This window comes from Nonomuraea sp. NPDC052129 (genome assembly GCF_040680095.1).
Taxonomy (GTDB): Bacteria; Actinomycetota; Actinomycetes; order Streptosporangiales; family Streptosporangiaceae; genus Nonomuraea.
Genome location: NZ_JBFAVX010000004.1, coordinates 493,141 through 514,049 on the forward strand (window position 1 = coordinate 493,141; position 20,909 = coordinate 514,049).

The following is a 20,909-nucleotide window of genomic DNA, read 5'->3' on the forward strand; positions in this document are numbered from 1 at the left end:
TTACGGCGCGTCGACCGCAGGCGGATCACCGCCCGACGTACGGACAGGCCGGGTTACTGCGCGTCGACGGCGGGCGGATCATCCCCCAGCGTGCGGACGCGCCGGGTCGCGAGGGCGCGCGCGGCGAGTTCCGCGTCCGGCGGGTAGGTCACCTCTTCCAGGCACAGGCCGTGCGCGGGCGCCACATGCACCCCGGAGTCCCGTACGGCCCGCCCCAGCACCTGCCCGGGCCACTCGACGGGCCGGCGCCCATCGGCGGCCGACAGGAGGGAGCCGACCAGCGACCGCACCATCGAGTGGCAGAACGCGTCGGCGACCACGGTGGCGACCAGCACCCGGTCGCCCTCCCGCACCCAGTCGAGCCGTTGCAGCCGCCGGATCGTGGTGGCTCCCTCGCGCTTCTTGCAGAAGGCGGCGAAGTCGTGCTCGCCGAGCAGGTGCGTGGCCGCCGCGTTCAGCGCGTCCAGGTCCAGCGGCCGGTTGTGCCAGACCACCTCCCGGCGCCGCAACGGATCCACCCCACCGGCCGCGTCACTGACCCGGTACGCGTACCGCCGTGACAGAGCGGAGAACCGCGCGTCAAAGCCCTCAGAAGCCACGGAGACCCGATGAACGCGTACATCTGACTCCAGCACCCCGGCCAGCCGCCGCAGGAGTGTAGCGAGCCGCTCATCCACGTCCAGCGGCAACACCGCGCCGCCCCCCATGGAGCCGACAGCCGAAAAGCCCGCCGCGGAGACGGCCGCAGGCTCATGCTCGGCGGATCTCCGGTGGTTGCGGTCGAGGGCGGAGAACGCCTCCACGGGAAGATCGACATGCGCCGCCTGCCCACGCGCGTGCACCCCGGCATCCGTACGCCCGGCGACGGTCAACGCCGGTGGTTCGGCCAGCCGCAGGATCCTACCGAGCGCCTGCTCGATCTCCCCCTGGACCGTACGCAGCCCCGGCTGCCTGGCCCACCCGGAGAAGTCGGTCCCGTCATAGCCGAGATCAAGCCGAAGCCGTACCACCATCGCCCTCCCCAAAACGCGAACAGGCCCGAACCCCCGCGAGAGGGGCTCGAGCCCGATTCAACTGGGCCCGGAATCCCCGCATAAAGGGGGTCTGGGCCCGATTCAGCTGGCCTGACGGATCAGGCCTCGTCCTTCTTCGCCTCGCCGGCCTCAGCCTCGGCCGAACCCGAGTCAGCGGCCTCAGCCGTGGCGGCCTCGTCCGACGCGGCGGTCTCCGCGGCAGCCGGCGCCTCGGTCTCGGCCTCAGCGGCGGGAGCAGGAGCGGCAGCGGCGGCCGGAGCCTCCGTGCGCGACACGCGAACCGGGTTCAGCGGCTCGGTCACCAGCTCGATCACCGCCATGGGGGCGTTGTCACCCTTACGGGCGCCCACCTTGGTGATGCGGGTGTAACCGCCGGGACGCTCGGCGAACGTCACCGCGATGTCCGTGAACAGGTGGTGGACGACGCCCTTGTCCTTGACGACCGTGAGCACCTGGCGACGGTTGTGGATGTCGCCCTTCTTCGCCTTGGTGATCAGGCGCTCCGCCAGCGGACGGACGCGCTTGGCCTTGGCAACCGTGGTGCGGATCTTGCCGTGGCGGAACAGATCCGTGGCGAGGTTCGCCAGGATCAGCCGCTCGTGCGCCGGGCTGCCGCCAAGACGTGCACCCTTGGTGGGCTTGGGCATTGCGTTCTCCTTGTGAGTTAACCCGCCCCGGCCGTACCAGGTACCGGAGTCGGGCCGGTCGCAGTCGCTCTAGGGGCGATGCGAGCCGTTACCGTCGCCCGCGCCGAGCGGGAACCGTTCGGCGCGGGGAGTCGCGAGGCAGAGCCCTCGCGATGGCTTAGTACTGCTCGGTCTCGACGTACGCGCTGTCGTCGTCGTCGTAACCGGCGCCGGCCACCGCGCTCGGGTCGAACCCGGGCGGGGAGTCCTTGAGCGCCAGCGTCATCTCGTGCAGCTTCTGCTTGACCTCTTCGATCGACTTGGCGCCGAAATTCCTTATGTCGAGCAGGTCCTGCTCGCTGCGGGCGACGAGCTCACCCACGGTGTGGATGCCCTCGCGCTTGAGACAGTTGTAGGAGCGAACGGTGAGGTTCAGCTCCTCGATCGGCAGCGCCAGGTCGGCGGCCAGGGCGGCGTCGGTCGGCGACGGGCCGATGTCGATGCCCTCGGCCTCGACGTTGAGCTCACGGGCCAGGCCGAAGAGCTCGACGAGGGTCTTACCGGCGGAGGCCACCGCGTCGCGGGGCTTCATGGCCGGCTTGGTCTCGACGTCGAGGATCAGACGGTCGAAGTCGGTACGCTGCTCGACTCGGGTCGCCTCGACCTTGTAGGTGACCTTGAGCACCGGGGAGTAGATCGAGTCGATCGGAATGCGGCCGATCTCCTGACCCGGCTGCTTGTTCTGCGCGGCGGAGACGTAGCCGCGACCGCGCTCGACGGTCAGCTCCATCTCCAGCTTCGCCTTGCCGTTGAGCGTGGCGATGCGCAGCTCGGGGTTGTGCACCTCGACACCGGCCGGCGGCGCGATGTCGGCGGCGGTGACCTCACCCGGGCCCTGCTTGCGCAGGTACATCACGACCGGCTCGTCGTGCTCGGAGGAGACGACAAGCTCCTTGAGGTTGAGGATGATGTCGGTGACATCTTCCTTGACCCCGGGAACCGTCGAGAACTCGTGCAGCACGCCCTCGATCCGGATGCTCGTCACGGCCGCGCCCGGAATGGACGACAGCAGCGTGCGGCGGACCGAGTTGCCGATGGTGTAGCCGAAACCCGGCTCCAGCGGCTCGATGACGAATCGGGATCGGGTGTCGTCGATCGACTCTTCGAGAAGAGTCGGGCGCTGAGCGATCAGCATGTTGGGTCTCCCCTTTTCGTGTGGCGCCCGCTATATGACGCCACTCCGATACAAGCCTAGTTGAGGTGCGGCGAACCGCACCTCAACCACTACTTACTTCGAGTAGTACTCGACGATCAGCTGTTCCTGAACCTGGGTGTCGATCTGCTGACGGACCGGCAGCTGATGGATCAGGACGCGGATCTTGTCCGGCACGACGCCGAGCCACGCCGGGACCGAGCGGTCACCGGCGGTGGCGCGAGCCACCTCGTACGGGAGCAGGTTGCGCTTGGTCTCACGGACCTCGATGATGTCGTGCTCACGCACGCGGTACGAGGGGATGTCGACCTTCTTGCCGTTGACCAGGAAGTGTCCGTGACGGACCTGCTGGCGAGCGGCGTCGCGCGACTGGGCGAACCCGGCGCGGTAGACCACGTTGTCGAGACGGCTCTCCAGGATCTGGAGCAGCGCCTCACCGGTCTTGCCGCTCTTGCGGGTGGCTTCCTCGTAGTAGTTGTGGAACTGCTTCTCGAGGACGCCGTAAATGCGGCGGGTCTTCTGCTTCTCACGAAGCTGAAGCTGGTACTCGGACTCCTTGGGACGTCCGCGGCCGTGCTCACCCGGCGGGTAAGGACGGATCTCGATGGGGCACTTCGCGGACTCGCACTTGCTGCCCTTGAGGAAGAGCTTGGTCTTCTCGCGGCGGCAGAGCTTGCAGTCCGCACCCGTGTAACGAGCCATTTCTCAGATTCTCCTGGGTGTCAGACGCGGCGGCGCTTCGGCGGACGGCAGCCGTTGTGCGGAACCGGGGTGACGTCCTGGATCGAACCCACTTCGAGGCCGGTGGCCTGAAGGGAACGGATCGCGGTCTCACGGCCGGAGCCGGGACCCTTGACGAAGACGTCAACCTTGCGCATGCCGTGCTCCATGGCGCGGCGGGCGGCGTTCTCGGCGGCCATCTGAGCGGCGAACGGGGTGGACTTACGGGAGCCCTTGAAACCCACGTGGCCGGCGCTGGCCCAGGAGATCACGTTCCCGTTGGGGTCGGTGATCGAAACGATCGTGTTGTTGAACGTGCTCTTGATGTGGGCGTGCCCATGAGCGACGTTCTTCTTTTCCTTGCGGCGCACCTTCTTGGGCGCACCCTGACGGCTCTTAGGAGGCATCCTTTGCCTTCACTCCTGAGGTGTTCGGTCCCGCGGCTGCGTGGACTACTTCTTACCGGGCTTCTTCTTGCCGGCCACGGTCTTCTTCTTGCCCTTGCGGGTGCGCGCGTTGGTCTGCGTGCGCTGACCGTGGACAGGCAGGCCCTTGCGGTGCCGAATGCCCTGGTAGCACCCAATCTCGATCTTGCGGCGAATGTCGGCCTGAACCTCACGGCGCAGGTCACCCTCGATCTTGAAGTTCGCCTCGATGTAGTCACGCATCGGGACGAGCTCAGCGTCGGTGAGCTGGTGCACGCGGGTGTCGCCGCTGACACCGGTGGCCTCGAGGACCTCCAGCGCACGGGTGCGGCCGATTCCGTAAATGTAGGTGAGAGCGATCTCCAGCCGCTTTTCGCGGGGGAGGTCGACGCCAACCAGGCGAGCCATGGTCGGGCATTCTCCTTCGTTGTGGCGGAGGTCTTGCGCCTCACGTCCCCTCCCCATGCCCGGGGTGAGGGCCTCGGCCTCCGACCGAGGGTCTCCTGGGTGGTACGGCCCAGAAATCAGGCCGCCTGCTCAGGTGTGACGCGCGATTACTGTCTCAGGCTTCTCATACGTCGAGCCCGCTCCCTGACTGGGGCGGACTCGGAGAAGCCTTACGGCGACTAACCCTGACGCTGCTTGTGGCGCAGGTTGTCGCAGATCACCATGACGCGACCGTGCCGGCGGATCACCTTGCACTTGTCGCAGATCTTCTTGACGCTCGGCTTTACCTTCATTGTCCTTCGTGTTCCTCAGACGTCTTACTTGTATCGGTAGACGATCCGCCCACGACTCAGGTCGTAGGGGCTCAGTTCCACGACTACCCGGTCGTCGGGCAGGATCCGGATGTAGTGCATCCGCATCCGTCCGCTGATGTGGGCCAGGACCTTATGGCCGTTGTCAAGCTGCACCCGGAACATAGCGTTCGGGAGCGACTCGACCACAGTGCCCTCGATCTCGATGGCGCCGTCTTTTTTGGCCAAAATTCCTCGCGTTTCACTGATCGATCGTCTGAGGCTCCGGTTCACTAAGCAGCCGCGACCTCACGCTTCGAAGAGAGCGGCGACCGGCAACGGGCGCCGACGCGTGATAGTCATAGTGAGCCGAGTAAGGAGTGTACGACACCTGAGACAAAAACGCGAAACGCGTGTCAGGTGTCCTGACACAACCACGAGTCAGCTTACCCCACCCGCGAACCCGTATGGGCCGAGCGGCACAGCGATTCGAGCGGCACAGCGAGTCGGGCGGCACAGCGAGTCGGGCGGCACAGCAAAAGGCCCACCGGCGAACCGGCGGGCCCTTGCGAGTCAGCACACCCCCTGGGACGACTCCCCCCTGATGTGCCTTGAAGACGCTGATGTGCTTAGAAGACGTCGTGCCAGCTGCCGCAGCCGCTGTTGCGCGAGCCGCCCTCACACACCTGGATCTTGAAGTCCCTCTTGAAGCGGATGCTGTCGAAGTGACGGCGGTCGTCGGACCGGTACCAGTTGCGGTGGAAGTCGCCGTGCCGGTCGTAGTACTTGAACCACACGTAGCTGTAGTCGCCGTCGTTGTGGTGACGGTCGTACAGGTCGCCGTAGAAGTAGTAGTTGCCCCCGCGCTTCTGCCAGTAGCCCTTGAAGTACGACTCGTGGCCGCCATTCTCGGAGCCGTTGGAGAAGTACGGGCCGAAGAAGTGCCTCGGGCCGGCCTGGGCGCTCTGCGCCTGGGTGGCGGTCGCGGCGTCGGCCTGGGCCGTGGGAGCGATGGCCAGTGCACCGGCGACCATCGAGCCGGCGAGAGCGGTGCCCGCGAGAAGGTGACGAATACCCACTGTGTCCTCCTGTAAGACGGTTCCCCGTACCGGACCGGGACTGCTCGGGTGAGCCCCTCTGTTGTCCGGCACCGCTTACGTTAGGAATGACATTCGCCGCCTTCTGCGGACGAATACACACAGTGCAGTACTACACACTCACTGACGCTTCTGACCGCCCCCGAAGATGGTGCTGATCAGCAGAATCGCACCCCAGGGACCCATCACCCACAGCGGCCAGGGGTAGATCATGTGCCCGGAGGTGACGCTCACGATCAGCCAGATCACCCAGTTGATCGAGCTCGCCGCGGCCCACGCGCTCCAGGCCGCGCGCATCCCCGAGTGCATGCCGCTCTTGGGCGCCGGGGCGGGCTCGGTCAGCTTGGCGGGCGGGTTGCGCAGGTCCACGTCCGGCAGGTCCGCGGTCAACCGGGCCAGCTCGCCGTAGGTCTTGCTCTGGTAGAGCTGTTCGAGCCGCTCGTTGAACTCGTCCATCGTGATGCGGCCCTGCGCGGTGTGCTCCCGGAGCACGCCGGCCACCCGATCTCTGTCGACGTCCGAGGCACGCATCTCGGGGCTCTGCGCCATACCCACCACTCCCGGCTCGTCTACGGCTGCGCCAAGCGCTCTTCGCCCCCATCGAGGGCGGTTAGCACCCAAGGACCATTATGTGTCACCGCGACGCTGTGTTCGAAGTGTGCGGACTGCTTCCCGTCGATCGTCACGACGGTCCAATCGTCGGCCAGTACGCGCGTGCGCTCCGTGCCCAGGTTGACCATGGGCTCGATGGCCAGGCACATCCCGGCCTCCAGCACGGGTCCCCTGCCGGGGCGGCCGTGGTTGGCGATCCACGGGTCCATGTGCATCTCGGTGCCGATGCCGTGGCCGCCGTACTCGGGAGGGATGCCGAAGCGGCCCTGCGACTTGATGTAGCGCTCCACCTCGTACCCGATGTCCGACAGGTGGCGGCCGACGGTCAGCGCGGCGATGCCGCGCCACATCGACTCCTCGGTGATCCGCATGAGCTCGGTGAGCTTCGGGTCCACCTCCCCCACCGGCACCGTGACCGCCGAGTCGCCGTGCCAGCCGTCGAGGATGGCGCCGCAGTCGATGGAGATGACGTCGCCTTCGCGCAGCGCGCGGGCGCTCGTAGGGATGCCGTGGACCACTTCCTCGTTGACCGAGGCGCAGATCGTGGCGGGAAACCCCTGATAGCCCTTGAACGACGGGATGGCGCCCTCATCCCTGATCGCCTTCTCGGCGATGGCGTCAAGGTCCAGGGGTGTCATCCCCGGCTCGACGGAGCGCTTCAACAGATCGAGCGTTCGCCCGACCACCAGACCGGCCGCCCGCATCTTGTCGAGCTGCTCGGGCGTCTTGATCTGGATTCCATGCCGGTTCTTCTTGAACACGTGTGGCACCCCCCGGGGTCTCAACGGGCAGATGTGGGAGCCCAATTCCCTCACAATAGCCGCGAGGTGGCACGGAAATCCGTGCCACCTCCGCAGTCGGCCATCGGGCTTACCCCATGAAAGGGCGGATGGCCTCCATGGCCCGCTGGGTGACCTCCTCGACCGGACCGGTCGCGTCGACACCCACGAGGATGCCCTCGTCCGCGTAGTAGGACACCAGCGGCGCCGTCTGCTCCTGGTAGACCTCCAGGCGATGCCTGACCGTCTCCTCTTTGTCGTCGTCACGCTGGAACAGCGTGCCGCCGCAGGCGTCGCACCGGTCGTCCTTCTTGTCATCGAACTCGACGTGCCAGATGCGACCGCACTGGCTGCAGGTGCGGCGGCCGGCCAGCCGCCTGACCACCTCGTCGTCGTCAACTACCAGCTCCAGGACCAGGTCGAGCGCCTGGCCCCACTCCTTCAGCATGTCGCGCAGGATCTCGGCCTGAGCCACGTTCCTGGGGAAGCCGTCGAGCAGGAAGCCGTCCTGCGCGTCGTCCTCGGCGAGACGGTCGCGGACCATGGCGATGGTGACCTTGTCGGGCACCAGGTCGCCGCGATCCATGAACGTCTTGGCGAGCTTGCCGAGTTCCGTGCCCCCGGAGACGTTGGCACGGAAGATGTCACCTGTCGAGATCTTCGGGATGGACAGGTTCGACGCGATGTACTGGGCCTGTGTCCCCTTACCCGCTCCGGGGGGCCCGACCAGAACGAGACGCACTACCGCAGGAAGCCTTCGTAATTACGCTGCTGCAACTGGCTCTCGATCTGCTTGACCGTGTCCAGGCCGACGCCAACCATGATCAGAATGCTCGTCCCTCCGAACGGGAAGTTCTGGCTCGCTCCGGCCACCGCGAGCGCGACGATCGGGATCATGGCGATCAGACCCAGATAGAGCGCGCCGGGGGCGGTCAGACGGGTGAGCACAAAACTCAGGTAACCAGCCGTCGGCCGTCCCGGGCGGATGCCCGGAATGAACCCACCGTACTTCTTCATGTTGTCAGCCACTTCAGTGGGGTTGAAGGTGATGGACACGTAGAAGTAGGTGAAGAACACGATCAGGACGAAGAACGTGATCATGTAGATGGGCGTGTCGCCCTTGGTGAGGTTCGCGGAGATCCACTGCACGACCGCGTTGGGGTTCTCCGCGTTGGCGAACAGCGAGGTCAGCAGCTGCGGCAGATAGAGCAGCGAGGACGCGAAGATGACCGGGATGATGCCGGCCTGGTTGACCTTCAGCGGGATGTAGGTGGACGTGCCGCCGTACATCCTGCGGCCGACCATCCGCTTGGCGTACTGCACCGGAATGCGGCGCTGCGCCTGCTCGACGAATACCACGGCGGCGATCATGAAGACGCCTACCACCATGACGACGGCGAAGGTGAACTTGTTGGCCTGGAAGATGCTGGCCAGCTCGGACGGGAAGACCGCGACGACCTGCGTGAAGATGAGGATCGACATGCCGTTGCCCACACCACGGTCGGTGATGAGCTCGCCCAGCCACATGATGACCGAGGTGCCGGCCGTCATGATGACGACCATCGTGACGATCATGAAGATGTTGTCGGGGTCGAGCAGGACGTCCTTGTCACAGCCCTGGAAGAGCTGCCCGGAGCGCGCCAGCGCGATGAACGCCGTCGACTGCAGGATGCCCAGACCGATCGTCAGATAACGCGTATATTGTGTGATCTTCGTCTGACCGGCCTGCCCCTCCTTCTTGAGGGCTTCAAGGCGTGGGATCACGACGACGAGAAGTTGGAGAATGATGCTGGCGGTGATGTACGGCATGATGCCCAGAGCGAACACCGACAGCTTCAGGAGCGCGCCGCCGCTGAACAGCTGCACCATCCCGTAGATATTGCCGTTTTCACCGTTGCGGACCTGATCAAAACAGGACGCAAGGTTCTGGACGTGAACTCCCGGAGTCGGAAGAACCGAGCCGAGTCGGAACAGCGCGATGATGCCCAGAGTGAAGAGCAACTTCTTGCGCAGATCCGGCGTCCGGAACGCCCGGGTAAACGCGGTCAGCACGGTCCCTCCTGCGCGCCTATAAGGCGGTGTGAGTATGCGATGGTGCGGGGATCTGCCATCAGAAGTCTCATGTCAAAACGAGCCGGACAGAATCCTGCCGTCTCGCGAACTCTAACGCACTACGGGCGTGGGGGCCCATGGTCAGAGCCCCCACGCCTCGTAATAGCTCTTACAGCTCGGTAACGGAACCCCCAGCAGCGGCGATTTTCTCCTTCGCGGCGGACGAGAAGGCATGCGCCCGCACGTTCACCGCGACCGAGATCTCGCCGGTGCCGAGCACCTTCACCAGCTGGTTCTTGCGGACAGCGCCCTTGGCGACCAGCGTCTCGACGGTGACCTCGCCACCCTCGGGGAACAGCTCGCCGAGCTTGTCCAGGTTGACGACCTGGTAGGTCGTCTTGAACAGCGCGTTGGAGAAGCCCTTGAGCTTCGGCAGACGCCTCTGCAGCGGCACCTGGCCACCCTCGAAACCGAGGGGGACCGTCGTACGGGCGTGGCTGCCCTTAGTGCCGCGACCGGCCGTCTTACCCTTGGACGCCTCGCCGCGACCCTTGCGGATCTTGGCCTTGTTGGCGCCGGGGGCCGGACGCAGGTCGTGAATCTTGAGCGGAGCCTTGTCAGTCATGACTAGTCGACCTCTTCCACCTCGACGAGGTGCGTCACCACGGAGACCATGCCGCGAATCTCGGGCCGGTCCTCCTTGACGACGACATCGCCGATTCGCTTCAGGCCAAGCGAACGCAGCGAGTCACGCTGGTTCTGCTTGCCACCGATCTTCGAGCGAACCTGAGTGATCTTCAGGCGTGCCATGACTAGCTCACCGCCTTGGCGGCCGCCGCTTCGGCGATGCCTTCGCGCTGAGCCTTCAGCATCCGGGCCGGAGCGACGTCCTCGATCGGCAGACCGCGGCGGGCGGCGATCTCCTCAGGCCGGGAAAGACCCTTCAGAGCCGCCACCGTGGCGTGCACGATGTTGATGGGGTTGTCCGAGCCGAGCGACTTGGACAGGACGTCGTGGATGCCGGCGCACTCCAGAACGGCGCGCACCGGGCCACCGGCGATGACGCCGGTACCGGCGGAAGCCGGACGCAGGAAGACGACACCGGCCGCCTCCTCACCCTGCACGGTGTGCGGGATGGTGCCCTGGATCCTCGGGACCTTGAAGAAGTGCTTCTTGGCCTCTTCGACGCCCTTGGCGATGGCCGCGGGGACTTCCTTGGCCTTGCCATAGCCGACGCCGACCAGGCCGTTGCCGTCACCGACGACGACGAGGGCGGTGAAGCTGAAGCGACGACCACCCTTCACGACCTTGGCCACTCGGTTGATCTTCACTACGCGCTCGATGTACGAGACGCCCTTGTCGGCGGCGCCACCGCGGCGATCGTCACGACGGTCCCGCCGCTCGCCACCGGTGCCGCCACCGCGACGCGGAGCTGCAGCCATCAGTGGTTCCTCATCTCAGTTGCCATATCAGAACTCGAGCCCACCTTCGCGGGCGCTGTCCGCCAGAGCGGCGATGCGCCCGGCGTAGCGGTTGCCACCGCGGTCGAACACGACCGCCGTGATCCCGGCTTCCTTGGCCCGCTGAGCGAGGAGCTCGCCGACCTTCTTGGCCTTCTCGGTCTTGTCAGCCTCGAGCGTGCGCAGCGCGGAGTCCATGGTGGACGCGCTCACCAGCGTGTGGCCGACGGAGTCGTCCACGATCTGCACGAACAGGTGACGAGTCGAACGGTTGACGACCAAGCGCGGACGCGCGGCCGTACCGACGACGTTCTTGCGGACGCGGCGGTGACGGCGGGCCCGCGAGACGGTGCGGGCAGCCGTGTGCTTGCCGAACGCAGTCTTCGGAGCCATGCCTACTTACCAGCCTTTCCGACCTTGCGGCGGATCTGTTCGCCCTGGTAACGCACGCCCTTGCCCTTGTACGGGTCAGGCTTGCGCAACTTGCGGATGTTGGCCGCGACCTCGCCGACCTTCTGCTTGTCGATGCCGTCCACGTGGAACAGGGTCGGCTTCTCGACGCGGAAGGTGACACCCTCGGGGGCGTCGACGATGACCGGGTGACTGAAGCCCAGTGCGAACTCCAGCTGCGCCGGGCCCTTGGCCTGAACGCGGTAACCGACGCCGACGATCTCCAAGGTCTTGGAGTAGCCCTGCGTGACGCCCTGCACCATGTTGGCGATCAGCGTCCGCGACAGGCCGTGCAGCGCACGGACCTTGTTCTCGTCGTTGGGCCGGGTGACGGCGATAGCGCCGTCGTCATCGCGACCCACCTTGATGGGATCCGCGACTGTATGAGAAAGCGTGCCCTTCGGGCCCTTGACCTGGACATCCTGGCCGCTGATCGCGATGTCAACGCCGCTCGGCACAGGGATGGGCAGCCGTCCGATTCTCGACATGCTGTGTTCCTCCCCTCTACCAGACGTAGGCGAGGACTTCCCCGCCCACGCCACGCTTGCCGGCCTGCTTGTCGGTCATGAGACCGGCGGACGTCGAGATGATCGCGACACCCAGCCCTCCCAGAACGCGAGGCAGGTTGTCCTTCTTCGCATACACCCGCAGACCGGGCTTCGACACCCGGCGCAGCCCCGCGAGCGACCGCTCACGGGTAGGCCCGAACTTGAGCTCCACCACGAGGTTCTTGCCAACCTTGGCGTCTTCGACGGTCCAAGCCTGGATGTAACCCTCCTGCTGGAGGATCTCGGCGATGTGCGCCTTGATCTTCGAATACGGCATGGTCACGCTGTCGTGATACGCCGAGTTCGCATTACGCAGACGCGTCAGCATGTCTGCGATCGGGTCGGTCATCGTCATGGCCAGTGGCCTTCCTCGCCGCGGTTTCCAGTCGGTGAAGCGGAGCTCTACCGGTGGACCTTCGGCGCGGTCATGGGCGCTCTCTAGGAGAGCACCCGGTTTGACAGGTTCTACATATGTACGGCGAGCAGCCCCCACGGGGGCGACACGTGGCCGCCCCCTAGGGTAACTACCAGCTGGACTTGGTGATGCCGGGCAGCTCGCCCCGGTGCGCCATCTCACGGAAGCACACACGGCAGAGCCCGAACTTGCGGTAGACGGCGCGGGGCCGGCCACAACGCGTGCAACGGGTGTACGCCCGGACTTCGAACTTCTGCTTACGCCCTGCCTTGGCGATCAGCGACTTCTTCGCCATGATCAGGCCTCCTTGAAGGGGAACCCGAGGAGCTTCAGCAGCGCCCGGCCCTGGTCGTCGGTCTTCGCGGTGGTCACGACCGTGATGTCCATGCCCCGCGGCCGGTCGACCTTGTCCTGGTCGACCTCGTGGAACATGACCTGCTCGGTCAGACCGAACGTGTAGTTGCCGTTGCCGTCGAACTGCTTGGGCGACAGGCCACGGAAGTCCCTGATGCGGGGCAGCGCCAGCGACAGCAGCCTGTCGAGGAACTCCCACATCCGGTCGCCGCGGAGCGTGACGTGCGCGCCGATCGGCATGCCCTCGCGCAGCTTGAACTGGGCGATGGACTTGCGCGCCCGGACGACGGCCGGCTTCTGGCCGGTGATCACGGTGAGGTCGCGCACAGCGCCCTCGATGAGCTTCGAGTCGCGAGCCGCCTCGCCGACACCCATGTTGACCTTGATCTTCACCAGGCCGGGGATCTGCATGACGTTCTCGATGCCGAAGTCCTCGCGAAGCTTGGCCGCGATCTCCTCGCGGTACTTCGTCTTGAGGCGCGGCGTCGGACGCTCGGTCTCAGTGGTCGTGGCAGTCATCAGCTGTCCTCACCCGTCTCGTCGGCCTTGTCCTCGGCCTTCTTGTCGGCGGGCTTGTCCTCGCGCTTCTCGTCCTTGAGCTTCTTCACGTTGCTCACGTGGATGGGAGCCTCCATGGTCTGCACGCCGCCGGTCTTGGCGCCACGCGGGCCCTGGTGGGTCTCCTTGGTGTGCTTCTTGATCATGTTGACGCCCTCGACCACCACGCGGTCTTCCCGCGGGAGGGTGGCGATGACATGACCCTTGGCACCCTTGTCCTTGCCGGTGATGACCTGGACGAGGTCACCCTTCTTCACATGCAGCTTCGGCATTACAGCACCTCCGGCGCGAGCGAGATGATGCGCATGAACTTCTTGTCGCGCAGCTCACGGCCCACCGGGCCGAAGATACGGGTGCCACGAGGGTCACCGCTGTCCTTGATGATGACGGCGGCGTTCTCGTCGAAGCGGATGTAGGAGCCGTCCGGCCGGCGGCGCTCCTTGGCCGTGCGGACGATGACGGCCTTGACCACGTCGCCCTTCTTGACGCCGGTGCTACCGGGCAGGGCATCCTTGACGGTGGCGACGATGACGTCGCCGATACCGGCGTAGCGTCGGCCCGAGCCACCGAGAACGCGGATGCAAAGAATCTCCTTGGCACCCGTGTTGTCGGCGACCTTGAGCCGCGACTCCTGCTGGATCACTGTTTTCTCCTGATTAGTCGCGCCGGTTCTCGTCGTTGCCGAGCCTGGCGGAACTTCTATGGTCTTTTTCCTCCGGCCACAGCCCCTCGGGGGGCTCCGCCCCCCAAGTACCCCCCGAAGAAAAACCCGGAGGCCCTGGAGCCGCACCGCAGGCGACGCGAGGCCGGAGCCTCGCGTCCTTGGACACCGTCATGGGGGCTTGGCGGCCCCCACGAGGCGCGTTATATCCGAGAAGCCGTTAGATTACTTGGCCTTCTCGAGGATCTCCACGACCCTCCACCGCTTGGTGGCGGAGAGGGGGCGGGTCTCCATCAGCAGCACGCGGTCGCCGACGCCACAGGCGTTGGCCTCGTCGTGCGCCTTGTACTTGGTCGTACGGCGGATGACCTTGCCGTACAGCCGGTGCTTGACCCGGTCCTCGACGGCGACGACGACGGTCTTGTCCATCTTGTCGCTGACGACCAGGCCCTCACGGACCTTGCGGAAGTTCCGCGAGTCGTCGTTCGTCTCGGTGGTCTCTGTGGTCTCGGTCTCAGCCATCGCTCGTCTCCTTCTCGACCGTGATGATGCCAAGCTCGCGCTCGCGCATCACGGTGTAGATACGGGCGATCTCGCGGCGGACGGCGCGCAGCCGCCCGTGGCTCTCCAACTGTCCGGTCGCTGCCTGGAAGCGGAGGTTGAACAGCTCCTCCTTGGCTTCCTTGAGCTTCTGGACCAGGGTGTCCTCGTCCTCGACTCGCAGCTCGCCGGCGGTCAGGCCCTTAGCCATCACGCCTCACCAACTTCACGCTTAACGATCTTGCACTTCATGGGCAGCTTGTGGATCGCGCGAGTGAGCGCCTCGCGGGCAACCGACTCGGCGACACCGGAAAGCTCGAACATGACGCGACCCGGCTTGACGTTGGCGATCCACCACTCGGGCGAACCCTTACCGGAACCCATGCGGGTCTCAGCCGGCTTCTTGGTCAGCGGGCGGTCGGGGTAGATGTTGATCCACACCTTTCCACCACGCTTGATGTGACGGGTCATCGCAATACGAGCCGACTCGATCTGGCGGTTGGTCACGTAGGAGTGCTCAACAGCCTGGATGCCGAACTCGCCGAACACGACCCTGGTGCCACCCTTGGCGGCGCCACTGCGGTCGGGCCGGTGCTGCTTGCGGTGCTTGACCCTGCGCGGGATCAGCATGGTCAGCTCCCTTCAGCACCCGGCTGCGCAGCCGGGCCGGTCTCGGGGGCAGCCTGTGAGGCCGCCTCAGTCCTGGGGGCACGGTCGCCACGACCGCCACCGCGACGGGCGCCACCGGCGCCGCCACGGCGCGGACGGTCGCCGCCGCCGCCACCGCCGCCACCGCGACGGTCGTCACGCTCGCGACGCTGGCCGGCACGTGCGCCGGCAGCCGCCGCCTCGCGCTCGGCGCGGCTCGTGGGCGCCTCGCCCTTGTAGATCCACACCTTCACGCCGATGCGGCCGAAGGTGGTGCGGGCCTCGTAGAAGCCGTAGTCGATGTCCGCGCGGAGCGTGTGCAGCGGCACGCGGCCCTCGCGGTAGAACTCCGACCTCGACATCTCGGCGCCGCCAAGACGACCGGAGCACTGCACCCGGATGCCCTTGGCGCCGCTCTTCATGGCCGACTGCATCGCCTTGCGCATGGCGCGGCGGAACGAGACACGGCTGGAGAGCTGCTCGGCGACACCCTGCGCGACGAGCTGGGCGTCGATCTCGGGGTTCTTCACCTCAAGGATGTTGAGCTGAACCTGCTTCTTGGTCAGCTTCTCCAGGTCGCCACGGATCCGGTCGGCCTCCGCGCCGCGACGGCCGATGACGATGCCCGGCCGGGCGGTGTGGATGTCGACCTGGACGCGGTCGGTCGTGCGCTCGATCTCCACCTTGGAGATGCCAGCCCGCTCCATGCCCTTCTGCAGCATGCGACGGATCGACACGTCCTCGGCGACGTACGACTTGTACAGCTTGTCGGCGTACCACCGGCTCTTGAAGTCGGTCGTGATGCCGAGGCGGAACCCGTGCGGGTTAACCTTCTGGCCCACTATCGGGTCCTTCCCTTCGGCTCGCGGGACTCCACGATCACGGTGATGTGGCTCGTCCGCTTGTTGATCCGATAGGCACGACCCTGGGCACGCGGACGGAACCGCTTCAGCGTCGGGCCCTCGTCGACCCACGCCCGGCTCACGAAGAGCGTCTGGGGGTCGAGATCGAAGTTGTGCTCTGCATTTGCCATGGCGCTCGAGAGCACCTTGTAGATCGGCTCGCTCGCCGACTGGGGAGCGAACTGCAGCACGGCCTGCGCCTCCGAAGCGGGCAGCCCGCGAATAAGGTCCACCACGCGGCGGGCCTTGAGGGGCGTGACGCGGACGAACCGCGCCTGAGCCCTGGCTTCCATCGCTTACTCCTCTTAACTGCTTCTGAAGGCGTCTATCGCCGGCTGCGGCGATCTTCCTTGACGTGGCTGCGGAAGGTGCGCGTCGGGGCGAACTCTCCCAGCTTGTGGCCGATCATCGACTCGGTGACGAACACCGGGACGTGCTTGCGGCCGTCGTGTACGGCGATCGTGTGCCCGAGCATGTCAGGCACGATCATGGAGCGCCGCGACCACGTCTTGATAACGGTCTTGGTGCCCTTCTCGTTCTGGGCGTCCACCTTCTTGGCGAGGTGGCCGTCCACGAAGGGACCCTTCTTAAGGCTACGTGGCATATCGGCTGCTCCTACCGCTTCTTCCTCTTGCTCCGGCGGCGGATGATCAGCCGGTCGCTGGACTTGTTGGCCTGGCGGGTGCGGCCCTCGGGCTTGCCCTTCGGGTTCACCGGGTGGCGACCACCGGAGGTCTTACCCTCACCACCACCATGCGGGTGGTCAACGGGGTTCATGGCGACACCACGGACGGTCGGGCGCTTGCCCTTCCACCGCATACGGCCGGCCTTGCCCCAGTTGATGTTGGCCTGCTCGGCGTTGCCGACCTGACCCACCGACGCCCGGCAGCGCACGTCGACCATGCGCATTTCGCCGGACGGCATACGCAGCGTGGCGTACTGGCCTTCCTTGGCGAGCAGCTGGATCTGAGCGCCCGCGGAGCGACCGAGCTTGGCGCCGCCGCCCGGACGGAGCTCCACCGCGTGGATGAAGGTACCCGTCGGGATGTTGCGCAGCGGCAGGCAGTTGCCCGGCTTGATGTCGGCCCCGGCGCCGTTCTCGATGCGGTCGCCCTGCTTGAGGCCGGTCGGCGCGATGATGTAGCGCTTCTCGCCGTCGGCGTAGTGCAGCAGAGCGATGTTGGCGGTGCGGTTGGGGTCGTACTCGATGTGAGCGACCTTCGCCGGGATGCCGTCCTTGTCATGCCTACGGAAGTCAATGATCCGGTAGGCGCGCTTGTGACCGCCGCCTTGGTGGCGCGCGGTGACCCGGCCGTGTACGTTGCGGCCGCCCTTGCCATGAAGGGGCGCAAGCAACGACTTCTCGGGCGTGCTGCGGGTGATCTCGGAGAAGTCCGAGACACTCGAGCCGCGGCGACCCGGAGTCGTCGGCTTGTACTTACGGATGCCCATCTTTTTCGTTCATCCTTCGTCGGTTACATGGGTGAGCCCGCCGCACGGGCGTGCGACGGTCTCGACCCCTGGCAAGCCGTACGGCCCGCCTACTTCTATGGCTGCTAGCCGATCTGACCGAAGATGTCGATCCGATCGCCCTCGACCAGGCTCACAATCGCGCGCTTGGTGTCGGGACGCTTGCCGAAACCGGTGCGGGTGCGCTTGCGCTTGCCCTGCCGGTTGATCGTGTTCACGCTGGTGACCTTGACCCCGAAGATCTGCTCAACGGCGATCTTGACCTGGGTCTTGTTCGCGGTCTTCTTCACCAGGAACGTGTACTTGTTGTTCTCATCGATCAGGCCGTAGCTCTTCTCAGAGACGACCGGCTTGATGATGACGTCGCGCGGGTCGGCGATCTTCTCCATCAGGCGTCTGCCCCTTCACTCGAATTGGCCGACCCTGCCGACAAACGCGCCACGACCTGGTCGTACGCCTCCTGGGTGAAGACCACGTCGTCGTGGCAGAGCACGTCGTAGGTGTTGAGCTGCCCGGAGTCCAGCAGGTGGACCTCGGGAGCGTTGCGCAGGCTCAGCCAGGTCAGCTCGTCAGCCTCGTCGACGACGAGGAGGACGGTCCTGGACTGGGTGATCTTACGCAGGGCCTCGAGAGCCGCCTTGGTCTTCGGCGTCTCGCCGGTGACCAGGCCGCTCACCACGTGCACACGACCGCCGCCGGCCCGGTCAGACAGAGCGCCACGCAGGGCGGCGACCTTCATCTTCTTGGGCGTCCGCTGCGAGTAGTCGCGCGGCACTGGGCCGTGGACGACGCCACCACCGGTGAACTGCGGCGCGCGGGTCGAGCCCTGACGGGCGCGACCGGTGCCCTTCTGGCGGTACGGCTTCTTGCCGCCGCCCCTGACCTCACCACGGGTCTTGGCCTTGTGGGTGCCCTGCCGGCGAGCGGCGAGCTGGGCCACGACCACCTGGTGGATCAGCGGAATGTTGACCTTGGCGCCGAAGATGTCTTCGGGCAGGTCGACGGTGCCGGCCTTGCTACCGCTGGCGTCGAGGACGTCAATGCTGGTCACTTGGCAGCCCCCTTCTTTGCAGCGGTACGGACGAGGACCAGGCTGCCGTTGGCGCCGGGGATCGCACCCTTGATCAGGATGAGACCGTTCTCGACGTCGATGGCGTGAACCTTGAGGCTCTGCACGGTGGTGCGGACGTTACCCATCCGGCCAGCCATGCGCAGACCCTTGAATACGCGGCCCGGGGTGGCGCAGCCACCGATGGAACCCGGCGAGCGGTGCTTGCGCTGCGTACCGTGCGACGCGCCCAGACCCTTGAAGCCGTGCCGCTTCATGACGCCCGCGAAGCCCTTGCCCTTGCTCTTGCCCGTCACATCGACGAACTGGCCGGCCTCGAAGGTGTCGGCCAGCAGCTCCTGGCCCAGGGTGTAGTCGCTCGCGTCGTCGGTGCGGATCTCCGCGAAGTAACGGCGCGGGGTGATGTCGTGCTTACGCAGGTAGTCGCCGAGCGGCTTGTTGACCTTCCGCGGGTCGACCTGTCCGAAGCCGAGCTGAACGGCGGAATAGCCATCCTTGTCGGCGGTGCGGACCCTGGTCACCACGCACGGACCGGCCTCCACCACGGTCACCGGAACCATCCGGTTGTCCGCGTCGAAGACCTGGGTCATGCCGAGCTTCTTGCCCAGGACGCCCTTGATCGTCTTAGCCATGTCAGTGCGTTCCCTCAGAGCTTGATCGAAATGTCGACGCCCGCGGGGAGGTCGAGCCGCATGAGCGAGTCGACGGTCTTGGGCGTCGGGTCGATGATGTCAATCAGCCGCTTGTGCGTGCGCATCTCAAAGTGCTCGCGGCTGTCCTTGTACTTGTGCGGCGAGCGGATGACGCAGTACACGTTCTTCTCGGTCGGCAGCGGCACCGGGCCCGCGACCTTCGCGCCAGTCCGCGTCACCGTCTCGACGATCTTCTTGGCCGAGCTGTCGATGACCTCGTGGTCATAGGCCTTAAGCCGGATGCGGATCTTTTGTCCCGCCATAGTGGCCTCGGTGTCCTTCGCTGTCGTCTGAAAAAGTATCGTGCGGCCTGTTGCCGCTGTTCGTGCGGGTCGAACCCGCACGGCCCCACGTGACAGACGTTGTCGATCTGCCGTTTTCTTCCGTGATCCGGCAGTTACTTCGGTCACTCCGAAGCCACTGCGAGATCACGGCTTTCCCGTGGAGCCTGAGGGCGGAAGCCGTAGGGACTCCTGCCCTCGTGGCGCGGCGGTCGGCCTTCTTCCGAGGGCCGACCGCCGCCCCGCGATCGTACTACTTGATGATCTTGACGACCCGGCCGGCGCCGACGGTGCGGCCACCCTCACGGATCGCGAACTTCAGACCGTCCTCCATGGCGATGGGCTGGATCAGCTCAACGCGCATTTCGGTGTTGTCGCCCGGCATGACCATCTCGGTGCCCTCGGGGAGGTGCACGACACCGGTCACGTCAGTCGTACGGAAGTAGAACTGCGGGCGGTAGTTGTTGAAGAACGGCGTGTGGCGGCCGCCCTCGTCCTTCGACAGGATGTAGACCTGGCCGTCGAACTCGGTGTGCGGGGTGGTCGTGCCCGGCTTGATGATGCACTGGCCGCGCTCGACGTCGTCGCGCTTGATACCACGGAGCAGCAGCGCGGCGTTGTCGCCCGCGTGACCCTCGTCGAGCATCTTGTTGAACATCTCGATGCTGGTGACGGTGGTGGTCGTCTTCTCGGTCTTGATGCCGATGATGTCGACCTGCTCGTTGATCTTGACGACACCGCGCTCGATACGGCCGGTGACGACCGTGCCACGACCGGTGATCGAGAAGACGTCCTCGACCGGCATGAGGAACGGCTTGTCCGTCTCACGGGGCGGCTCGGGCACGTTCTCGTCGACCGCGTCCATCAGCTCGATGATGCTGTCGGCCCACTTCTGGTCGCCCTCAAGAGCCTTGAGCGCGGAGACGCGGATGACCGGCAGGTCGTCGCCGGGGAACTCCTGAGCGGACAGGAGCTCACGGACCTCGAGCTCGACGAGCTCCAGGATCTCCTCGTCGTCGACCATGTCGGACTTGTTGAGCGCCACGACGATGTAGGGGACGCCGACCTGGCGGGCCAGGAGGACGTGCTCCTTCGTCTGCGGCATCGGGCCGTCAGTGGCGGCGACCACGAGGATCGCACCGTCCATCTGCGCGGCACCGGTGATCATGTTCTTCACGTAGTCGGCGTGACCGGGGCAGTCCACGTGGGCGTAGTGGCGCTTCTCGGTCTGGTATTCGACGTGCGCGATGGAGATCGTAATTCCGCGGGCCTTCTCCTCGGGCGCCTTGTCGATCTTGTCGAACGGCGTCGCCTTGTTCAGCTCGGGGAAACGGTCGTGAAGCACCTTGGTGATCGCCGCGGTGAGCGTGGTCTTACCGTGGTCGATGTGCCCAATGGTGCCGATGTTCATGTGCGGCTTGTTCCGCTCGAACTTGGCCTTGCCCACTGGTTCTCTCCTTGAGAATCTGTCTGACTTTCGTCTACACACTCGGGCCCGGGTGATCCCGAACCCCTAAGCGGTGAGGCGGCTCGCACCGCCCCACCAGAGGCCGAAGCCCCTTGACG

General features: G+C 65.8%; 35 protein-coding genes. All 35 read right to left on the reverse strand.

The window, feature by feature from the left end:
* Positions 1-53: 53 nt before the first annotated feature.
* Positions 54-1,013 (reverse strand): tRNA pseudouridine(38-40) synthase TruA, encoded by a 960-nt coding sequence (gene truA / locus AB0L53_RS13615; protein ID WP_363993192.1) that lies wholly within the window; start codon positions 1,011-1,013, stop codon positions 54-56.
* Positions 1,014-1,132: 119 nt separating this feature from the next.
* Positions 1,133-1,681 (reverse strand): 50S ribosomal protein L17, encoded by a 549-nt coding sequence (gene rplQ, locus AB0L53_RS13620; RefSeq protein ID WP_357948189.1) that lies wholly within the window; start codon positions 1,679-1,681, stop codon positions 1,133-1,135.
* Between the two features lie 157 nt (positions 1,682-1,838).
* A complete protein-coding gene (locus AB0L53_RS13625) occupies positions 1,839-2,855 on the reverse strand; it encodes a DNA-directed RNA polymerase subunit alpha (protein ID WP_214633194.1) in 1,017 nt (338 codons plus the stop codon).
* 93 nt (positions 2,856-2,948) lie between these two features.
* Complete coding sequence (gene rpsD, locus AB0L53_RS13630) at positions 2,949-3,575, reverse strand: 30S ribosomal protein S4 (RefSeq protein WP_225293921.1); 627 nt, start codon at positions 3,573-3,575, stop codon at positions 2,949-2,951.
* A gap of 20 nt (positions 3,576-3,595) precedes the next feature.
* Entirely contained in the window at positions 3,596-4,000 is a 405-nt protein-coding gene (rpsK, locus tag AB0L53_RS13635) for a 30S ribosomal protein S11 (protein WP_020542285.1), read from the reverse strand.
* Between the two features lie 45 nt (positions 4,001-4,045).
* Positions 4,046-4,426, reverse strand: coding sequence for a 30S ribosomal protein S13 (gene rpsM / locus AB0L53_RS13640; RefSeq protein ID WP_214633192.1), 381 nt, complete (start codon positions 4,424-4,426; stop codon positions 4,046-4,048).
* A 218-nt stretch (positions 4,427-4,644) separates the two neighbouring features.
* On the reverse strand, positions 4,645-4,758 hold the full coding sequence (gene rpmJ, locus AB0L53_RS13645) for a 50S ribosomal protein L36 (protein WP_003956441.1): 114 nt from the start codon (positions 4,756-4,758) through the stop codon (positions 4,645-4,647).
* Between the two features lie 24 nt (positions 4,759-4,782).
* Positions 4,783-5,004, reverse strand: coding sequence for a translation initiation factor IF-1 (gene infA, locus AB0L53_RS13650; protein WP_012887858.1), 222 nt, complete (start codon positions 5,002-5,004; stop codon positions 4,783-4,785).
* Positions 5,005-5,384: 380 nt separating this feature from the next.
* Complete coding sequence (locus AB0L53_RS13655) at positions 5,385-5,834, reverse strand: hypothetical protein (RefSeq protein WP_363993193.1); 450 nt, start codon at positions 5,832-5,834, stop codon at positions 5,385-5,387.
* Between the two features lie 138 nt (positions 5,835-5,972).
* A complete protein-coding gene (locus AB0L53_RS13660) occupies positions 5,973-6,401 on the reverse strand; it encodes a DUF1707 domain-containing protein (RefSeq protein ID WP_363993194.1) in 429 nt (142 codons plus the stop codon).
* 20 nt (positions 6,402-6,421) lie between these two features.
* A complete protein-coding gene (gene map / locus AB0L53_RS13665; RefSeq protein WP_357948177.1) occupies positions 6,422-7,225 on the reverse strand; it encodes a type I methionyl aminopeptidase in 804 nt (267 codons plus the stop codon).
* A gap of 109 nt (positions 7,226-7,334) precedes the next feature.
* Positions 7,335-7,985: an adenylate kinase gene (locus AB0L53_RS13670; protein WP_225293929.1), complete on the reverse strand. Its 651-nt coding sequence runs from the start codon at positions 7,983-7,985 to the stop codon at positions 7,335-7,337.
* Complete coding sequence (secY, locus tag AB0L53_RS13675) at positions 7,985-9,295, reverse strand: preprotein translocase subunit SecY (protein ID WP_225293931.1); 1,311 nt, start codon at positions 9,293-9,295, stop codon at positions 7,985-7,987. Before secY ends, AB0L53_RS13670 begins: the two co-directional genes overlap by 1 nt.
* A gap of 169 nt (positions 9,296-9,464) precedes the next feature.
* Positions 9,465-9,920, reverse strand: coding sequence for a 50S ribosomal protein L15 (gene rplO, locus AB0L53_RS13680; RefSeq protein WP_363993195.1), 456 nt, complete (start codon positions 9,918-9,920; stop codon positions 9,465-9,467).
* A 2-nt stretch (positions 9,921-9,922) separates the two neighbouring features.
* Positions 9,923-10,105 carry a 50S ribosomal protein L30 gene (gene rpmD, locus AB0L53_RS13685; protein WP_080043226.1) on the reverse strand — a complete coding sequence of 61 codons (183 nt, stop codon included), beginning with the start codon at positions 10,103-10,105 and terminating at the stop codon, positions 9,923-9,925.
* Positions 10,106-10,107: 2 nt separating this feature from the next.
* A complete protein-coding gene (rpsE, locus tag AB0L53_RS13690; RefSeq protein ID WP_049572667.1) occupies positions 10,108-10,737 on the reverse strand; it encodes a 30S ribosomal protein S5 in 630 nt (209 codons plus the stop codon).
* 27 nt (positions 10,738-10,764) lie between these two features.
* Entirely contained in the window at positions 10,765-11,148 is a 384-nt protein-coding gene (gene rplR, locus AB0L53_RS13695; protein WP_225293936.1) for a 50S ribosomal protein L18, read from the reverse strand.
* Between the two features lie 2 nt (positions 11,149-11,150).
* Positions 11,151-11,693: a 50S ribosomal protein L6 gene (rplF, locus tag AB0L53_RS13700; protein WP_358553084.1), complete on the reverse strand. Its 543-nt coding sequence runs from the start codon at positions 11,691-11,693 to the stop codon at positions 11,151-11,153.
* A gap of 16 nt (positions 11,694-11,709) precedes the next feature.
* On the reverse strand, positions 11,710-12,108 hold the full coding sequence (gene rpsH / locus AB0L53_RS13705) for a 30S ribosomal protein S8 (protein WP_192789898.1): 399 nt from the start codon (positions 12,106-12,108) through the stop codon (positions 11,710-11,712).
* 169 nt (positions 12,109-12,277) lie between these two features.
* The gene (locus tag AB0L53_RS13710) at positions 12,278-12,463 is read right to left on the reverse strand and encodes a type Z 30S ribosomal protein S14 (protein WP_090769707.1); all 186 of its coding nucleotides are present in this window, start codon (positions 12,461-12,463) and stop codon (positions 12,278-12,280) included.
* 2 nt (positions 12,464-12,465) lie between these two features.
* Complete coding sequence (gene rplE, locus AB0L53_RS13715; protein WP_225293940.1) at positions 12,466-13,041, reverse strand: 50S ribosomal protein L5; 576 nt, start codon at positions 13,039-13,041, stop codon at positions 12,466-12,468.
* On the reverse strand, positions 13,041-13,343 hold the full coding sequence (gene rplX / locus AB0L53_RS13720) for a 50S ribosomal protein L24 (protein ID WP_225293984.1): 303 nt from the start codon (positions 13,341-13,343) through the stop codon (positions 13,041-13,043). Before rplX ends, rplE begins: the two co-directional genes overlap by 1 nt.
* Positions 13,344-13,351: 8 nt before the next feature.
* Entirely contained in the window at positions 13,352-13,723 is a 372-nt protein-coding gene (gene rplN / locus AB0L53_RS13725) for a 50S ribosomal protein L14 (protein ID WP_225293942.1), read from the reverse strand.
* 243 nt (positions 13,724-13,966) lie between these two features.
* Positions 13,967-14,263: a 30S ribosomal protein S17 gene (gene rpsQ / locus AB0L53_RS13730; protein WP_214633181.1), complete on the reverse strand. Its 297-nt coding sequence runs from the start codon at positions 14,261-14,263 to the stop codon at positions 13,967-13,969.
* Positions 14,256-14,492, reverse strand: a complete 237-nt coding sequence (gene rpmC, locus AB0L53_RS13735) for a 50S ribosomal protein L29 (protein WP_214633180.1) — start codon at positions 14,490-14,492, stop codon at positions 14,256-14,258. The genes rpsQ and rpmC overlap by 8 nt, the downstream gene beginning before the upstream one ends.
* Positions 14,492-14,911 (reverse strand): 50S ribosomal protein L16, encoded by a 420-nt coding sequence (gene rplP / locus AB0L53_RS13740; RefSeq protein ID WP_219539596.1) that lies wholly within the window; start codon positions 14,909-14,911, stop codon positions 14,492-14,494. The genes rpmC and rplP overlap by 1 nt, the downstream gene beginning before the upstream one ends.
* A gap of 2 nt (positions 14,912-14,913) precedes the next feature.
* Positions 14,914-15,771: a 30S ribosomal protein S3 gene (gene rpsC, locus AB0L53_RS13745; RefSeq protein WP_363993196.1), complete on the reverse strand. Its 858-nt coding sequence runs from the start codon at positions 15,769-15,771 to the stop codon at positions 14,914-14,916.
* Entirely contained in the window at positions 15,771-16,124 is a 354-nt protein-coding gene (gene rplV, locus AB0L53_RS13750) for a 50S ribosomal protein L22 (RefSeq protein ID WP_219539598.1), read from the reverse strand. Before rplV ends, rpsC begins: the two co-directional genes overlap by 1 nt.
* Positions 16,125-16,156: 32 nt before the next feature.
* Positions 16,157-16,435 (reverse strand): 30S ribosomal protein S19, encoded by a 279-nt coding sequence (gene rpsS, locus AB0L53_RS13755; RefSeq protein WP_225293946.1) that lies wholly within the window; start codon positions 16,433-16,435, stop codon positions 16,157-16,159.
* Positions 16,436-16,446: 11 nt separating this feature from the next.
* On the reverse strand, positions 16,447-17,283 hold the full coding sequence (gene rplB / locus AB0L53_RS13760) for a 50S ribosomal protein L2 (protein ID WP_225293948.1): 837 nt from the start codon (positions 17,281-17,283) through the stop codon (positions 16,447-16,449).
* 104 nt (positions 17,284-17,387) lie between these two features.
* On the reverse strand, positions 17,388-17,690 hold the full coding sequence (gene rplW / locus AB0L53_RS13765) for a 50S ribosomal protein L23 (protein ID WP_221519391.1): 303 nt from the start codon (positions 17,688-17,690) through the stop codon (positions 17,388-17,390).
* On the reverse strand, positions 17,690-18,352 hold the full coding sequence (gene rplD / locus AB0L53_RS13770; RefSeq protein WP_357948166.1) for a 50S ribosomal protein L4: 663 nt from the start codon (positions 18,350-18,352) through the stop codon (positions 17,690-17,692). Before rplD ends, rplW begins: the two co-directional genes overlap by 1 nt.
* The gene (rplC, locus tag AB0L53_RS13775; protein WP_225293952.1) at positions 18,349-19,002 is read right to left on the reverse strand and encodes a 50S ribosomal protein L3; all 654 of its coding nucleotides are present in this window, start codon (positions 19,000-19,002) and stop codon (positions 18,349-18,351) included. Before rplC ends, rplD begins: the two co-directional genes overlap by 4 nt.
* Before the next feature lie 14 nt (positions 19,003-19,016).
* On the reverse strand, positions 19,017-19,325 hold the full coding sequence (gene rpsJ, locus AB0L53_RS13780) for a 30S ribosomal protein S10 (protein WP_012887830.1): 309 nt from the start codon (positions 19,323-19,325) through the stop codon (positions 19,017-19,019).
* Positions 19,326-19,596: 271 nt separating this feature from the next.
* Positions 19,597-20,790: an elongation factor Tu gene (gene tuf / locus AB0L53_RS13785; protein ID WP_358553086.1), complete on the reverse strand. Its 1,194-nt coding sequence runs from the start codon at positions 20,788-20,790 to the stop codon at positions 19,597-19,599.
* Positions 20,791-20,909 lie beyond the last annotated feature (119 nt).

Bases quoted from the DNA above. Each gene is read 5' to 3' on its own strand.
- truA (WP_363993192.1), bottom strand. From the start codon at position 1,013: ATGGTGGTACGGCTTCGGCTTGATCTCGGCTATGACGGGACCGACTTC.
- rplQ (WP_357948189.1), bottom strand. From the start codon at position 1,681: ATGCCCAAGCCCACCAAGGGTGCACGTCTTGGCGGCAGCCCGGCGCAC.
- AB0L53_RS13625 (WP_214633194.1), bottom strand. From the start codon at position 2,855: ATGCTGATCGCTCAGCGCCCGACTCTTCTCGAAGAGTCGATCGACGAC.
- rpsD (WP_225293921.1), bottom strand. From the start codon at position 3,575: ATGGCTCGTTACACGGGTGCGGACTGCAAGCTCTGCCGCCGCGAGAAG.
- rpsK (WP_020542285.1), bottom strand. From the start codon at position 4,000: ATGCCTCCTAAGAGCCGTCAGGGTGCGCCCAAGAAGGTGCGCCGCAAG.
- rpsM (WP_214633192.1), bottom strand. From the start codon at position 4,426: ATGGCTCGCCTGGTTGGCGTCGACCTCCCCCGCGAAAAGCGGCTGGAG.
- rpmJ (WP_003956441.1), bottom strand. From the start codon at position 4,758: ATGAAGGTAAAGCCGAGCGTCAAGAAGATCTGCGACAAGTGCAAGGTG.
- AB0L53_RS13660 (WP_363993194.1), bottom strand. From the start codon at position 6,401: ATGGCGCAGAGCCCCGAGATGCGTGCCTCGGACGTCGACAGAGATCGG.
- rplO (WP_363993195.1), bottom strand. From the start codon at position 9,920: ATGACTGACAAGGCTCCGCTCAAGATTCACGACCTGCGTCCGGCCCCC.
- rpmD (WP_080043226.1), bottom strand. From the start codon at position 10,105: ATGGCACGCCTGAAGATCACTCAGGTTCGCTCGAAGATCGGTGGCAAG.
- rpsE (WP_049572667.1), bottom strand. From the start codon at position 10,737: ATGGCTGCAGCTCCGCGTCGCGGTGGCGGCACCGGTGGCGAGCGGCGG.
- rplR (WP_225293936.1), bottom strand. From the start codon at position 11,148: ATGGCTCCGAAGACTGCGTTCGGCAAGCACACGGCTGCCCGCACCGTC.
- rplF (WP_358553084.1), bottom strand. From the start codon at position 11,693: ATGTCGAGAATCGGACGGCTGCCCATCCCTGTGCCGAGCGGCGTTGAC.
- rpsH (WP_192789898.1), bottom strand. From the start codon at position 12,108: ATGACGATGACCGACCCGATCGCAGACATGCTGACGCGTCTGCGTAAT.
- AB0L53_RS13710 (WP_090769707.1), bottom strand. From the start codon at position 12,463: ATGGCGAAGAAGTCGCTGATCGCCAAGGCAGGGCGTAAGCAGAAGTTC.
- rplE (WP_225293940.1), bottom strand. From the start codon at position 13,041: ATGACTGCCACGACCACTGAGACCGAGCGTCCGACGCCGCGCCTCAAG.
- rpsQ (WP_214633181.1), bottom strand. From the start codon at position 14,263: ATGGCTGAGACCGAGACCACAGAGACCACCGAGACGAACGACGACTCG.
- rpmC (WP_214633180.1), bottom strand. From the start codon at position 14,492: ATGGCTAAGGGCCTGACCGCCGGCGAGCTGCGAGTCGAGGACGAGGAC.
- rplP (WP_219539596.1), bottom strand. From the start codon at position 14,911: ATGCTGATCCCGCGCAGGGTCAAGCACCGCAAGCAGCACCGGCCCGAC.
- rplV (WP_219539598.1), bottom strand. From the start codon at position 16,124: ATGGAAGCCAGGGCTCAGGCGCGGTTCGTCCGCGTCACGCCCCTCAAG.
- rpsS (WP_225293946.1), bottom strand. From the start codon at position 16,435: ATGCCACGTAGCCTTAAGAAGGGTCCCTTCGTGGACGGCCACCTCGCC.
- rplB (WP_225293948.1), bottom strand. From the start codon at position 17,283: ATGGGCATCCGTAAGTACAAGCCGACGACTCCGGGTCGCCGCGGCTCG.
- rplW (WP_221519391.1), bottom strand. From the start codon at position 17,690: ATGGAGAAGATCGCCGACCCGCGCGACGTCATCATCAAGCCGGTCGTC.
- rplC (WP_225293952.1), bottom strand. From the start codon at position 19,002: ATGGCTAAGACGATCAAGGGCGTCCTGGGCAAGAAGCTCGGCATGACC.
- rpsJ (WP_012887830.1), bottom strand. From the start codon at position 19,325: ATGGCGGGACAAAAGATCCGCATCCGGCTTAAGGCCTATGACCACGAG.